10 protein-coding genes are annotated in these 13,709 nt (G+C 71.9%); 6 read left to right on the top strand and 4 right to left on the bottom strand.

The features are described from left to right. Window positions 1–66: 66 nt before the first annotated feature. Window positions 67–2,298 carry an acetate--CoA ligase family protein gene (locus tag ABT342_RS17625; protein ID WP_351573942.1) on the bottom strand — a complete coding sequence of 744 codons (2,232 nt, stop codon included), beginning with the start codon at window positions 2,296–2,298 and terminating at the stop codon, window positions 67–69. Window positions 2,299–2,537: 239 nt separating this feature from the next. On the opposite strand from ABT342_RS17625, the gene ABT342_RS17620 reads away from it, so the two are divergent. After that, on the top strand, window positions 2,538–3,884 hold the full coding sequence (locus tag ABT342_RS17620; RefSeq protein ID WP_351573939.1) for a COG1361 family protein: 1,347 nt from the start codon (window positions 2,538–2,540) through the stop codon (window positions 3,882–3,884). Between the two features lie 166 nt (window positions 3,885–4,050). Then, window positions 4,051–5,361, top strand: coding sequence for a hypothetical protein (locus ABT342_RS17615; protein WP_351573936.1), 1,311 nt, complete (start codon window positions 4,051–4,053; stop codon window positions 5,359–5,361). An 8-nt stretch (window positions 5,362–5,369) separates the two neighbouring features. Here ABT342_RS17615 and ABT342_RS17610 read toward each other — a convergent pair whose 3' ends face one another. Then, window positions 5,370–6,536, bottom strand: a complete 1,167-nt coding sequence (locus ABT342_RS17610; protein ID WP_351573933.1) for a flavin-containing monooxygenase — start codon at window positions 6,534–6,536, stop codon at window positions 5,370–5,372. 121 nt (window positions 6,537–6,657) lie between these two features. On the opposite strand from ABT342_RS17610, the gene ABT342_RS17605 reads away from it, so the two are divergent. From ABT342_RS17605 to ABT342_RS17590, 4 genes are all read left to right on the top strand, one after another. Next, window positions 6,658–7,107 (top strand): DoxX family protein, encoded by a 450-nt coding sequence (locus ABT342_RS17605; protein ID WP_351573930.1) that lies wholly within the window; start codon window positions 6,658–6,660, stop codon window positions 7,105–7,107. Further along, the gene (locus ABT342_RS17600; protein ID WP_351573927.1) at window positions 7,107–7,541 is read left to right on the top strand and encodes a Zn-ribbon domain-containing OB-fold protein; all 435 of its coding nucleotides are present in this window, start codon (window positions 7,107–7,109) and stop codon (window positions 7,539–7,541) included. The genes ABT342_RS17605 and ABT342_RS17600 overlap by 1 nt, the downstream gene beginning before the upstream one ends. 95 nt (window positions 7,542–7,636) lie before the next feature. Further along, a complete protein-coding gene (locus ABT342_RS17595) occupies window positions 7,637–10,396 on the top strand; it encodes a hypothetical protein (protein WP_351573924.1) in 2,760 nt (919 codons plus the stop codon). Between the two features lie 5 nt (window positions 10,397–10,401). Beyond that, window positions 10,402–12,132 carry a hypothetical protein gene (locus tag ABT342_RS17590; RefSeq protein WP_351573921.1) on the top strand — a complete coding sequence of 577 codons (1,731 nt, stop codon included), beginning with the start codon at window positions 10,402–10,404 and terminating at the stop codon, window positions 12,130–12,132. Between the two features lie 121 nt (window positions 12,133–12,253). On the opposite strand, the gene ABT342_RS17585 is transcribed toward ABT342_RS17590, so the two are convergent. Further along, window positions 12,254–12,847, bottom strand: a complete 594-nt coding sequence (locus ABT342_RS17585; RefSeq protein ID WP_351573918.1) for a DNA-directed RNA polymerase subunit beta family protein — start codon at window positions 12,845–12,847, stop codon at window positions 12,254–12,256. A 256-nt stretch (window positions 12,848–13,103) separates the two neighbouring features. Continuing rightward, a complete protein-coding gene (locus ABT342_RS17580; protein WP_351573915.1) occupies window positions 13,104–13,514 on the bottom strand; it encodes a hypothetical protein in 411 nt (136 codons plus the stop codon). Window positions 13,515–13,709: the final 195 nt, after the last annotated feature.

The raw sequence follows: 13,709 nt of genomic DNA, 5'->3' as shown, positions 1-13,709 counted from the left end.
GCATACGGCATGTCACCGGCATACGGCACGTCGGCGGCATACCGCACGTCACCGGTACGCGGAACGTCAGCGGCACACGGCAAGCGCGTCCAGCGCCACCGCGCCCTGCCCGCGCGGCAGGACCATCAGCGGATTGATGTCCAGCTCGGACAGGTCCCCGCCGAGCTCCAGCGCCATCCGCTGCACCCGCAGGACGACCTCCACCAGCGCGTCCACGTCCACCGGAGGCCCGCCCCTGACCCCGTCCAGCAGGGCCCGCCCGCGCAGTTCGCCGAGCATCGAGCGGGCCTGGTCCTCGCCGAACGGGGGGACGCGTACCGCCACGTCCTGGAGCACCTCCACCAGCACCCCGCCCAGGCCCACCGTCACCGTCGGGCCGAAGAGCGCGTCCTGGGTGACGCCGACGACCATCTCGACGCCCCGCTCGACCATCTGGCAGACCAGGACGCCGTCCAGGTCGATGCCCTCGTAGCGGGCGATGTCGGTCAGTTCGCGGTAGGCGTCGCGGATCTGGCTGGCCGAGGTCAGCCCGATCTTCACCAGGCCCAGCTCGGTCTTGTGCGCGAGCTGGGGCGCGGACGCCTTCATCACCACCGGGTAGCCGACCAGCCCCGCCGCCCGCACCGCGGCCGCCGCGCTGGTGACGAGCTGCTCGCGCGGTACGCGGATGCCGTACGCGCGCAGCAGCTGCTTGGCGGCGTGCTCGCTGAGCCGGTGGCCGGGGCGCATCAGGGCCTGTGCCTTGCGGAAGGACGGCGAGAGGGTGCGGGGTGCCTCGTCGAAGGGCGAGCGGTACCCGCTGGTGAACCGGTGGTGGTCGAGGTACGCCTTCACCGCGGTGATGCAGTTGCCGAACGTGCGGAAGGTGGCGACCCGCGACGACCCGAGCAGCGTCGTGCGGTACGCCTCCTCCGTGCCGACGGGCGAGCCCCACACCACGCACACCAGCTTGTCCGTCGCCTCCGCCGCGTCCACGAGGTCCTGGGCGAGCTTGTCGCTCATGGGCGGGAAGGGCCCGGTGATCGGGCAGATCAGCACGCCGACCTGCGGGTCGGCGAGGATCGCGTCGATGATCTTCCGGCCGCGCCAGTCGCCGACCGGGTGACCGCCGTTGTCGACGGGGTTGGCGACGTTCAGGTACTCCGGTATCCACTGGTGCAGTTCGGCCTGCTTGGCGTCGCCGAGCACCGGCAGGGTCAGCCCGGCGGCGGTCGCCAGGTCCGAGAAGTGCGCGCCCGTGCCGCCGGAGATCGAGTAGACGACGACGCCCTCGGCCCGTGGCTTGCGTGCGCGCGCCAGCAGGGCGGCGGTGTCCTGGAGTTCGTCGAGCCCGTCCACGCGGATCACGCCGTACTGCCGCATCGCCGCGTCCACGACCTGGTCGGCGCCGGTGAGTTTGCCGGTGTGCGAGGCGGCCATCCGCGCCCCGGTCTCGGTCCGGCCGACCTTGACCGCCACGACCGGTACGCCGGCGCGGGCCGCGCGGTCGGCGGCGAGCAGGAAGGAGCGCCCGTCCTTGAGCCCCTCCACGTAGCAGGCGATGGCCCCGACCTCGGGCCGCCCGGCGAAGTACGAGATGAAGTCGGCGGTCTCCAGATCGGCCTCGTTGCCGGTGGGCGCCCAGTGGGACAGCCTTATGCCCAGCTCCTGCAGGGTGAAGACGGGGCGGCCCTGGTGCCCGGACTGGGTGATCAGGGCGATGGCCGGGCCGTCCAGGTCGGTGCGGAACTTCTCGAAGGCGTTGAGGTTGGTGTTCGGGCCGAGCAGCCGCAGCCCGGATTGCTCGACGGCCGCGGCGAGCCGCCGTTGGGCGGCCGCGCCCTCCTCCCCGGTCTCCGCGAACCCGGACGCGAAGGCCACGGCGAACTTCACCTTGGCCTGGGCGAGTTCCTCGATCACGGGCAGCGGGTCGCCGACCAGCAGTACGGCCAGGTCGACCTGTTCCGGCAGGTCCGCGACGGACGGGACGCACGGCAGTCCGAAGACGGACGCGCGGTTCGGATGCACCGGATACAGCCGTGCCCCGACCCGCTCGGCCCAGGCGATCAGCTGCCGGGTGATCCCGGTGTTCGGCCGCCCCTCGGCGTCGGAGGCGCCGACGACCGCGACCGCCTCGGGCCGGAAGAACCGGTCCAGGTCGGGGACGGGTGCGTGCAACGGGCGGCCGCTGACATCCAGGTCCCCGGCGGTGGCGGTGACCTCCGCCGTGTCGTGGACGGCGCCCCGCGGCTGTTCGCCGCAGGCCACCACCCGGGCGCGGAGATCGGTGGTGAGGGTGCCGTGGGTTGATCCAAGCATCGTTCCGCCCGCTCCTCGCTCGTCGGCCAGACGTCTAACTGACGCACTGTCAGATTAGCGAACTGACGGCATGTCAGGAACAGCGTGCGCCGAAGTAGCTGATCCGGGCCCGATCCCCGGGTCGGTCTCCGGGTCGGTCCCCGGGTGGGTCGGTACAACCTTCAAGCGCGTTCACCGGTCATGTCATCGCACCGCCCTCCCTCCCTGAGGGTTGGTGAAACAGACAAATGAGGAGATCAATGAGCAAGCCTTCCGTCGGCCGCGCCCTGCGGCTCGGCGCCTGTGCCGCCACCGCGGCGGGGCTGGTCGCGGTCGGGATGGCCACCCCGGCATTCGCCGCCGGTGACCAGCTGTGGATCCAGTCGCCGTGGGAGGTCGCGCTGCTCAAGGCCGCCGACGGCCAGCAGCCCCGGGCCACCACCGTCGAGCTGGGCCTGTACCACGACAACAGCGCCTACACGGTGACCGACGGCCGACTCACCGTGGACGTCTCCGGCCTGGCCGGCGTGGCCGAGGTCACCTGGCCGGAGGCGTGCGCGCCGACCGGCACGACCGCCGTCTGCTCCTTCCCGGAGGTGCCGCTGACGGGCGAGACCCCGGTGAAGCTGGAGGTCAAGGCGGCGTCCGGGGCGGACGCCGGCGCCAGTGGCAAGATCACGTACGCGGCGACGGCCACGACGAACGGGACGGGCGGCGTCCTCACGGCGCCCGACTCCGAGACGACGTTCACGGTCGCGTCGGGCCCCGACCTCGTCCTGGCGCAGCCCGCGTCGGTGGACGGCGTCACGCCGGGCAGCACCGTGCCGGTGCCGTTCTCCGTCGTCAACAACGGCAACGAGGCCGCCAACGGCGTCCAAGTGACGATGTATGTCACGCGCGGGCTGAACCTGGGCGGTCTCGCCCCCCAGTGCACCAGCGAGCCGATCGGCGAGGGCACGGTCAAGCCCGTGACCAAGGTGGACTGCGCGTTCGACGACGTCGTCGAGCCGGGCGGCTCGTTCACGCTGCCCACCCCGCTGAACGCGACGGTGGCCTCCTACGCCCTCCTCGAGCGCATCGACATGAGCGCCCAGGCGGGCGACGGCGCCACGGACCTCTCGCCCAGCGACAACGGCGGGGTCCTCGGCGTCAAGGCCGTCAACACGGCCGACTTCGCGGTCCGTGGCGCGAGGGTGACGGGTGCGGCCGGTGAGACCGTGAAGGCCGCCCTGACCTTCCGCAACAAGGGCCCGGCCTGGGTCGCGAACCTGGGCTCCGGCGACCCCGTCGCGGCCGTCGACCTGATCGTCCCCCAGGGCGCCACGGTGACGGGCGTCCCGGAGAACTGCTCGCCCCGCACCCTGGACGGCGGCTGGTACGACAGCGAGACCCCGGCCGGCGCCCCGCGCTACGCGTGCGACCTGCCGCTGTGGGTGGCCGAGAGGCAGACGGTGACCTTCCCGTTCGAGCTGCGGATCGACACCGTCATACCCGGCTCCACCGGCCAGGTGACCCTGCGGTCCGCGTACGGCAGCCAGCCGCTGCCGTACGACCCGAACACGGCGAACAACAAGGCGAAGCTGGTCCTGAATCCGGCGACGGCCTGACGCCGAAGCCCTCGGGCCTGCCCGCCGCGACGGTGGGCGGGCCCGGGGCCCGGGATCGTGTCCGGTTCGGAGGGCCCCCGGTCGCGGCGCGGCCCGGTACAACCTTTGCGGCCCCACACCTGTCTGACCTGGCATGGAAAAGATCGGCATAGCAGGGTTCAGAGGAATGGTGCGGGGTGGTGCGGCGGCACTGCTGGCCGTGGGGCTGCTGGGCCCCGCCGGAGCTGTGGCACCGGCCCACGCGGCGGCGGGACCGGATCTGGTTCTGGAAGGCCTGGCGGATGTCGGCGGACTCAAGCCGGGTGCCCCGGTCACCGTGCCCGTGGGCGTGGCCAACAAGGGCGACGAGGCGGCCGAGGGCGCCATCCTGACGTTCGCCAGTTCGTACGGGCTGAAGTCCATGCGGCAGTTCTCCAACTGCGAGTACAAGGACAGGGCTCCGGGCGACAGGGAGGACTACGAGACGGCCGTCTGTGTGCTGGACGAGACTCTCGCCCCGGGCGCCGTGTACGACACGTCGAGCGCCTTCTCCTTCGGCACCCAGCGCTGGGCGATGACCGATGTCGTCCAGTGGCGGGTGGAGCCCGCCTCGAAGGCCGCGCTCGACAAGCACCGCGAGAACGTCCGCGCGGGCGGCACCCAGCTGGACCTGGTCAAGCGCGGCTCGGCCAAGCCGAAGGGCACGCGGTCCTTCGTGATGCAGGACATCGAGGTCGACAACACCGCGGACTACTCCGTGAGCGGTGCCAGGATCTCGGGCAAGGCGGGCGAGACGGTCACGGCCGACGTCGGCTTCGCCAACAACGGCCCGGCCTGGGTGGCCTGGTTCCCCGAGGGGCCGCCCGACCCGGGCGCGTACAGCTTCCGGGTGATGATCACCCCGCCTGAGGGCACCACGCCCGTCGGCTACCCGGACAGATGCCAGCCGTACGGCCGCGGCCTGATCATGTGCACGAAGCCCCTGAGCCAGGGGTCGATCCTCGATGACGAGAAGCTCTCCTTCCCCATCAAGCTTCGGATCGACAAGGTGGTGGAGAACGCCAAGGGCAAGGTGGCCGTGGAGCATGTGGTCGAGAATGATCTCGACCCCAACCCGAAGAACGACACCGCTGAGATCGTCCTCAACGGCACCGATGGCGGTACGGATGGCGGTGCGGACGGCGGCTCCACGGGCACGTCCGGTTCCACGTCCGGTTCCACGACCGGCTCGACAGGTACGTCCGGGTCCACGGGCACGTCCGGTTCCACGTCCGGCTCGACGGGTACGTCCGGGTCCACCGGGTCCACGGGTACGTCCGGCACCACCGGCACGACCGGGTCCACCGGCACGTCCGGCGGCACCACCGGGTCCACCAGCGGTGACCTCGCCGACACCGGCTCCGACAACATCGCGCTGATCGGCGGCGGCGCGGCCGCGCTCGTCGCCGTGGGAGGCGCGGTGTTCGCGGTGACCCGCCGCCGGAGCCGCGTCTCCTAGGTCTGGCCCTAGCCCCTCCGGGGCGCCAAGGCCCTCGCGATCTTCTCGGCGTCCCGGGCCAGTTCGCGCAGCATTCCGCTGATCGGGTTCGTGAAGCCCGTGAAGTAGAGGCCCGGTGCGTCGCGCGGCGTACGGCCGCCGTGCACCACCGGGCGGCCGCGGGCGTCCAGGACGCCGAGATGGCCGACCAGGGGTTCCAGGCCACGGCGGTAGCCGGTCGCGGCGATGACCGTGTCCACGGCGATGCGCGAGCCGTCCGCGAGGACGGCCTTGCCGTCCTCGAAGGACTCGACCGCGGCGACCGGCTCGACGCGGCCCGCCCGGACCGCGGCGATCAGGCCGACGTCCTGGACCGGGATGGCGCCCTGGCGCACCCGGGAGTAGAGGCCGGTGTCGGGGCGGGGCAGACCGTGGGCCGTGAGGTCCGGGACGGCGACGCGGCACATCAGCCGCGCGGCCCTGTCCACCAGCCGCACCGGCAGCCGGCGCACCAGGATCGCGGTGCGCTGGGCGGGCCAGCCGGCCGTGGAGCGGCGCACGATGTGCGGGACGGTGCGCACCGCCAGCCGTACCCGCGCCGCGCCGCCCTCCACCAGGTCGACGGCGATCTCCGCGCCCGTGTTGCCGACGCCGACGACCAGGACGTCCTTGCCCGCGTAGGGCGCGGGGCCGCGGTACGCGGAGGCGTGCAGCAGTTCACCGCCGTACGCGTCCAGGCCCGGCCAGTTTGGCACGCGCGGGGTGTGGTTGTAGCCGGTGGCGACGACCACCGCGCGCCCGGTCAGCCGGCGGCCGCCCGACGCGTGCAGCACCCAGTCGGTGCCGGCGGGCTCGATCCGGGAGACCTCGACGCCGGTCACCAGCTCCAGCTCGTGGACCTCCGCGTACTTCTCCAGGTAGCGGATGACGTTGTCCCGGGACACCCACCGCCCGAACTTCCGGGGCATCGTGAGCCCTGGCAGCGCCGACAGCCGCCGGGTGGTGTGCAGCCGCAGCCGGTCGTAGTGCCCGCGCCAGGACGCCCCGACGGACGCCGACTTCTCCAGGACGACGGCGCGTACGCCCCGCTCCTTCAGCGCGGCGGCGACGGCGAGGCCGCCGGGTCCTGCGCCGATGACGTAGACGGGGCGGTCGTTCGTGAGGTCCAAGCCATCCATGGCTCTGTGATCCGGCATGAGCGCCGAGCGTAACGGGGCGCGATTGCGAATCGGTCACGGCCGACGACCCCTTGCGCTCCCGGCGGCCCGTCCGGTGAACTGACGTACCGTCAGATACTTGGGAGTGAGGGGGCCCGGAATGGGGACGATCTGGCTCACCGGCGCCGAATGGCTCGCCGTCCTGCGCATCGGCCTCGGCCTGTGGTGGCTGGAGAGCTGGCGGCACAAGGACAAGAAGGGCTGGTTCGAACGCGGCACGGGCATCGCGTGGGCGGCCGACGTCGCCGGCAAACACCGGTGGCCGTTCGTGCGGACCGGCTTCCAGAAGGTCGTCGCGCCCCGCCCCAAGGCGATGGCGTACCTCGTCGTCTACGCCGAACTGGCCCTGGGCCTTGGCCTGATCACCGGCTTCCTCACGCCCGTCGCCCTCGTCGGCGGGCTGCTCCTCAACCTCCTCTACCTCGTCCTGATGATCCACGACTGGGCCGAGCAGGGGCAGAACGCGATGATGGCGCTGATCTCGCTCGTCGCCCTCGTCGCCATGTCCTGGCAGACCTGGTCCCTCGACCACGCGATCGGACTGTTCTGATGACCGCCGCGACACCCGAGATCGACGACTTCACCCGCCCCTACTGGGACGCGGCCGCCGAGGGCCGCCTGCTGCTACGCCGCTGCCGCACCTGTACGAAGGCCCACCACTACCCCCGCGAGTTCTGCCCGCGCTGCTGGAGCGACGACGTGCGGTGGGAGCCCGCGAGCGGCCGCGCCACGCTCTACACCTGGTCCGTCGTCCACCGCAACGACCTCCCGCCGTTCGGCGACCGTACGCCCTACACGGCGGCGGTCGTCGACCTCGTCGAAGGCCCGCGCATGATGACGGAGATCGTCGAGTGCGCGGAGGCGGACCTGCGGATCGGGATGGAGCTGGAGGTCACCTTCCGCGGTGGCGCGGACGGCGCACCGGCCGTGGCCGTGTTCCGCCCGTGCCACCGGCCCACCCCAGCAGGTGGTTTGAGCCGGTGATCCACCCGACCGGCTGACCCGGACGCCTCCCCGCGCAGATCCTGTTGCCCCGGCCGCTTTGCCGGATCACGGGCTTCTGCCGAGGGAGTGTGGGCATGAAGGTCAACCTCGCCAAATTCGACGGCTCCCTGCCGTACGCGTCCGAGCTCTACGGGGTCTACCAGCCGCTGCTCGGCTGGCGCTCCGCCCGTCTCGCCAAGCGCTTCGGGGCCACCGGCAGCGCAGTCCACCGCTCCCTCGCCGCCGCACTCACCGAGAAGATGCGGCCCTCCTACACCCTCGCCCCGCCGCCCTCCTCGGGAACGGCCGCCACAACGGCCGCCGCCGACCCGCCGCCCGTGACCATCCAGCCCGGCGCGGCGGCGCCCGGTGTCGCCTCCGTGCTGCCCGCCGTGCTCGACACCGTGGTCTCCCAGGAGCTGGTGGCCCGGCTCCAGCGGGAGGACCTCACCGACCCCGCCGTCTGGGACCGCCTCGTCGGCCCCGGCCCGGAAGGCCTGGCCGCCCTGCTCCGGATCGCCGAGACCAAGATCTCCCAGGGCGGTGTGATCGTCCACGCCACCGGGGCGGCCGGCGCCACCGGGGCGGCCGGCGCCACCGGGGCGGCCGCGGCCACCGGGGCGGCCGCCGCCGCGGCGCCCGACAAGGCCGCCCTCGCCGCCCGCGAGTCCCAGGTCGCCGGCACGCTCCAGCAGCTGCACGCCACCGGCCGCTACGACGTCCTGCACGCCATGTACGCGGCGGGCACCCGCCTCCTCGACGTACCGGTGATCGACGCCCTCGCCGGGCTCCTCGGCGCCCCCGTCTCCACGCCCCGGGCGGCGGCCGCCGCGAGCGGCCCGGCCGACGCCTCGCTCTCGCCGCTCGGCCTCGTCCACCTCTTCCGGCAGTACTTCTTCGAGTTCGACTCCTTCCTCGGTCCGCCCGTCCAGCACGTCTGGCTCAGCCCCGGCGCCAGCGTCGAGCTGATCGAGATCAGCACCCGCCGCACCCTCACCGAGCGCACCACCGAGTCGTCCGTCGAGACCGCCGACCGCAGCGAGGAGCAGTCCACCGTCCAGGACGAACTCTCCGCGTCCGTCCGGCAGGAGAACGAGAGCAGCACCAAGTTCGGCGTGAGCCTGTCCGCGAGCGCGAGCGGCGGCATCGGCGTCTTCAACACCGAGGCCTCCGCGACGACGAACTACGAGAGCGAGAACTCCCGCAAGACCGCGAAGGAGCAGACCCACAAGCAGCTGCGCCAGCAGACCATCAAGCTCTCCTCGGAGATCAAGCGCAGCTTCAAGTCGACGTTCAAGACCGTCGTCGAGACCACCGACACCTCCAGCAAGCGCTACCTCCTCCAGAACACCACCGACAAGCTCGTCAACTACGAGCTGCGCCGCAAGATGCGGCAGGTCGGCGTGCAGGTCCAGGACATCGGCACCCAGATGTGCTGGCAGACCTACGTGGACCGGCCCGGCGACCAGCTCGGCGTCGCCAAACTGGTCCATCTCGCCAAGCCCCCCGAGACCCAGGTGCAGCCCGCCCAGCTGATCCCCATGCCCGAGGAGTACGAGGAGACCCTCGAAGGCTCCTGGAAGGGCCCGGACGACGACTACTTCGACCACCGCCTCGAAGACCGCGTCCTGTACCCGAAGCAGGGATTCACCTATCAGCGCCACGGCGACGTCCAGTGGATGAGCGACAACGTGGCCGCGCTGGACATCAAGGAGACCGTGAAGGGCGGCAACACGCTGGCGATCCGGATCGTCGGGCACAGCGAGGACGAGGACGTCTTCACGTACCGCTTCACCGTGACCTACGCCCCGACCGCCGCCTACCGCAAGGAGATCGAGGACGCGAACAAGCAGCGCCTCGCGCAGGTGGACCAGGAGAAGGAGCGACTGGCGAAGGAGGCGTTCTTCACGGCGGCGCAGGAGCGCGTGAAGCTCGCCTCGGAGATCCGCCCCCGCCCCTTCGACGACCTGCGCGAAGAGGAGCGGATCGTCGTCTACCGCGATCTGGTCCGCCAGCTCTTCACCGGCGCCGGACTGTCCGGCGGCACGGGCTACCAGGCCCACCACATCATGGCGGAGCTGGTGCAGAGCCTGTTCGAGGTCGACAAGATGCTGTACTTCGTGGCGCCCGAATGGTGGGTGCCCAACAAGATCGTCGGAAAGCAGAAAATCGGCCTCGACACCGGTGCGACCGGGCAGGAATTCGAGAAGAGCACCGTCGTCAGCTGGGGCACCGGCATCACCGACGCCGACGACTACTACATCACCGCCGAATCCGCCCCGGCCCGGCTCGGCAGCTCGCTGGGCTGGCTGCTCCAGCTCGACGGCGACAACCTGCGCAACGCCTTCCTCAACGCCCCCTGGGTCAAGGCCGTCGTCCCCATCCGGCAGGGCAAGGAGTTCGAGGCCCTCGACTGGCTGACCAACGCGGGCGTCGAGGGGGCGGACGGGCTGGACAGCCTGTACGTGGAGTCCGTCGACGGCGAGCGCGCCCGGATGCTCGCCGCGCTCAAGAAGTACGTGTGGAAGGACCCGGACCTCGCCGCCCGCTACCGGGACCTCGACCCCGAGCAGCTCACGCTCCACGACGCCGTCCGCTATCTCGCGGTCGTGGTCTCCGCCGAGTGGGAGAAGTCGCGCAAGAAGGTCAGCGACCGGCTCCCGGACGGCACGCCCGTCAACTACCTGCCCACGGACAAGGTGTACGAGCGCGGCTTCGACCCGCTGGACAAGGGCTTCGAGGCCGGTGGCGCCGAACCCTTCAAGGTCTTCGACACCTGGATCGAGATCCTGCCGACCGACCAGATCGTCGCCACCGAGGTCCGCTACGACCCCAAGACCGGAATGCAGCTCTGAGCGCCGTGGACCAGTTCACCTTCGCCGCCGTCGACGTGCTCGGCCGGCCTCCGTCGGCGGCCGAGCCCGCCGCGGTCACGCTGGCCGTGACGGACGGCGGCGGCCGCCGGTCGGAGGACTTCGAGATCACGCTCGAACGGCCGAGGACCCTGCCCCTGCTGCCCGCCGACTGGACCCGTATCGAACTGCGCATCGCCCACCCCGACTACGCCGAGGAGTCCGTGACCCTGCGCCGCTCCGGGTTCGCGCCCGGGACCAGGGTCGAATGGGACAACCGGGGCGCCCTGGTCAAGGCGTCCGGCGGCGCGTCGGTCGACCTCACCCTGGAGCTCGGCCGCGTCCGCCAGGCGCCGGTGACCGCGCGGCCGTTCGGCGGCACCAAGGCGGCGGCCGAGCAGCCCGGGGTCTTCTTCACCGAGGGGCAGGGACAGCTCCGCCGGTACGCGGTCCTCAACTCGCCGCGTCCGGACTCGGCCTCCGTATGGGGCCAGAAGATCCTCTTCCGCTCGTTGCGGGACGCTCCGGGCGATGTCCCGACGGCCCTGGGCGACGACCCGGCGGCCAAGGACGGCTGGGCCCGCCTGCGGACCACCGACACGGCGGTGGCGCTGAAGGAGACCGGCGGCTTCCTGTGGCTGGAGTACGGCAGCGTCACCGGCGGCCACCCCGAGCAGCCCCGCTTCCTGGTGGCCGTCTGGGCGCCCCGGCTGACGGCGCCCGTGCCGAAGGACGGCATGGACGCCATCTGCTACTTCACCCCCAGCACCGAGACCGACACGTTCCCGCACACCACCTACCCCTTCCGCTCCGTGTATCCGTACGCGGTCACCGCGGACACGGCCGCGAACCAGCCGTACGCCGTCGTCGGCTACCGCCACCTGATGCGCGAGCTCGCCCTCATCCAGGCCCAGCACGTCTCCGGCCGTCCGGCGCTGCTGGTCCTGCCGGTGTTCCCCGCGCTGAAGCCGGGCAAGGACAACCGGCGGCACACCTGGCAGCCGTTCAACTCCCAGGAGGGGACCCACCGTCTGCTGCTGGAGGTGGTCCGCTTCCTCCACCGGTTCGGCTACCGCCCCGGCGACGACTTCAGCCGCTGGCAGGGTACGAGCGCCCCGGTCGACCGGATGAAGCCGATGCCCTCACCGCCCGTCTTCCGCTCGGAAGCGGACCCGGCACCCGCGCTGCGGCATGTGACCGTGTGCGGGTTCAGCAGCGCGATGATGGGCCTGTTCCCGCTGTTCACCCGCGCGCGGATCTCGCTGGCCCAGAGCTATCCGCCCCACCTCTTCGGGGGTGACGCGGACGCCTTCGCGAAGGCGTGGCGAGAGTGGTGGGACCTCGACCTGGAGCTGAACGCCGGGCTGACCGGCATCAAGACAGCCGACTACGAACGCCTGCTCCTCCAGTGGCTGGGCGCGGGCCGCGACCGCCGCATGCGGATGTACCACTCCCAGCACACGACGGGCGCCGCCGCACCGGCCACCCTCTTCGCCCAGCTCGCCCGGCGCAAACCGACGGTCACGAGAGCGGGCGATCCGGCCCTGGCCCAGGAGTGGCGCGACCCCGGCGGCCGCTGGTCGGCCGCCTTCTACACCACCGCGTTCCTGCGCGCCGCCGCCCGGCCGGACGGTCTGCTGCCGACGTTCCCCCTGCTCACGGAGGAGGAGAAGCTCATCCACCGGTTCACGGCGGCCATCGGCTTCGGCCACGCGTCGACGCTCCGGCTGAACGCGTAGGCCGAGTCGGGCGGAGCCGGGCCGAGCTGAGCCAGGCCGAGCCGAGCGGCGCCGGTCCTGCCCGGTCCTGCCCGGTCCTGCCCGGTCCTGTCCTGCCCCGCCCGGCCCGGCCCGATCCGTGTCAGAGGCCGGGGAAGTGGAGCCAGACCTGGCCCTTGTCGGCGAGGTCGCAGTCCGCCAGCTCCACGCGCTCTCCCACCCCGGCGGCCTTCAGGCACGTGCCGTAGGACGCGTCCCCCAGACTCTCGACCCGGCGTTCGATGTCGCCCTTGTCGCCGATACGAAACGCCTGACGGTCCGCGAGCTTCTCGGCGGCCGGGTCGTCGTCCAGCCAGGCGTCGAGGCTGTAGCAGGTCTCCAGGCTCACCGAGCCCCCGTCCTCGGACACGGTGAGGCACTTCCCGTTGCTGTGCCGCACCGTGGGGACCGCGTCCTCGTCCGTGCTCCACCGCTGCTCGGTGTCCGGCCTGTCGACCACCTTCCGTGTGACCACGGAGGAGCCGTCGGCCGCGAGCGCCACCACGACCTCGTCCTCCACGCCCACCTTCGAGATCAGGGCGATCTTGTCCTCGCCCGCGGCCGCCGTCCCGGCCGCCGGCCCCAGCGCGGCGACCACTCCGAGCACGGCGGCACCGGCCGCGCCCCCAAGACTCCAGACGTGCTTGTTCACCTGCGACAACTCCTCGCTCCCGGGCGGACGGGTGATGAGCACCACCGGCGTGATGGTGCCCGGCCCGGAGCGCTGCCCTGCCTCGGGCGCGTGCGTTTCACCCCATGGGGCGTCACCCGTGTCGCCAGGTGGGCGAGGGCCCCTCCGGCCGGGTCGGTGTGCGGGTGGCACCCCACCCACCCGGCCGCAGACGTCGAGCCGGGCCGACCCCACCACGCCACGGGCCGGGGCGTGGCCCTTTCCCAGGACGGCCACCACCAGGAACCCACCGACCCGGCCACCCCCACGAGCGGGCCTGCGTTCAGCTGTCGGGCGGTAGGCAGAGCTGGGCGGTGACCACCTCGTGGAGGAGTTCCGGGTCGACGAACTCGGCGCCGACGGGAGGGCCGCAGCGCCACGACAAGGGGTACGTATTGCCGTTCGGGGCCGGGATGCCGACGTACTGGTCCCGAGCGGCCGGTCCGAAGCACGTGGCCCCGGGCGGCCAGGTGTGCTCCTTGCTGCTCCCGGGCGGGATCAGGAAGTACGTCCACCGCCCGCCCGAGAGTTCCCGCACCACGGGACCGGGGTGCCCGTCCGTGGCCTCGGCGAGGTGGTGGAGTACGGCCTCGCCCCGGACGCCGCGTACGCAGATCGCGTCGAAGTGGATGCCTGCGAGCCGGAGTTGGTGGCCTGAGGCGGGTACCCAATCGGGGAGTTCTTCGCTGGTCATGGCTCCGAGCATCGGGGTGGATGCGTAGCGTGACCAGGGTGACAGGATCCACTTCGGGCAGGTGTGGGAAGGGCGGTGGAGGCGGTGGGATCGAGCAAGGAGCTTCCCAATGCTGATGTCAAGCCGCTGCCGTGACCGGTGGTGTGGCTTGGTAGCACGCACCGTCACGGATCATCGCCCACAGGACGTTGAGGC

Source organism: Streptomyces sp. NPDC000410 (assembly GCF_040300305.1).
Classification (GTDB): Bacteria; Actinomycetota; Actinomycetes; order Streptomycetales; family Streptomycetaceae; genus Streptomyces.
Note: the sequence above shows the minus strand (reverse complement) of the source record. Positions and strands in the feature narration are given on the sequence as shown.

Bases quoted from the DNA above. Each gene is read 5' to 3' on its own strand.
- ABT342_RS17625 (WP_351573942.1), bottom strand. From the start codon at position 2,298: ATGCTTGGATCAACCCACGGCACCCTCACCACCGATCTCCGCGCCCGG.
- ABT342_RS17620 (WP_351573939.1), top strand. From the start codon at position 2,538: ATGAGCAAGCCTTCCGTCGGCCGCGCCCTGCGGCTCGGCGCCTGTGCC.
- ABT342_RS17615 (WP_351573936.1), top strand. From the start codon at position 4,051: ATGGTGCGGGGTGGTGCGGCGGCACTGCTGGCCGTGGGGCTGCTGGGC.
- ABT342_RS17610 (WP_351573933.1), bottom strand. From the start codon at position 6,536: ATGCCGGATCACAGAGCCATGGATGGCTTGGACCTCACGAACGACCGC.
- ABT342_RS17605 (WP_351573930.1), top strand. From the start codon at position 6,658: ATGGGGACGATCTGGCTCACCGGCGCCGAATGGCTCGCCGTCCTGCGC.
- ABT342_RS17600 (WP_351573927.1), top strand. From the start codon at position 7,107: ATGACCGCCGCGACACCCGAGATCGACGACTTCACCCGCCCCTACTGG.
- ABT342_RS17595 (WP_351573924.1), top strand. From the start codon at position 7,637: ATGAAGGTCAACCTCGCCAAATTCGACGGCTCCCTGCCGTACGCGTCC.
- ABT342_RS17580 (WP_351573915.1), bottom strand. From the start codon at position 13,514: ATGACCAGCGAAGAACTCCCCGATTGGGTACCCGCCTCAGGCCACCAA.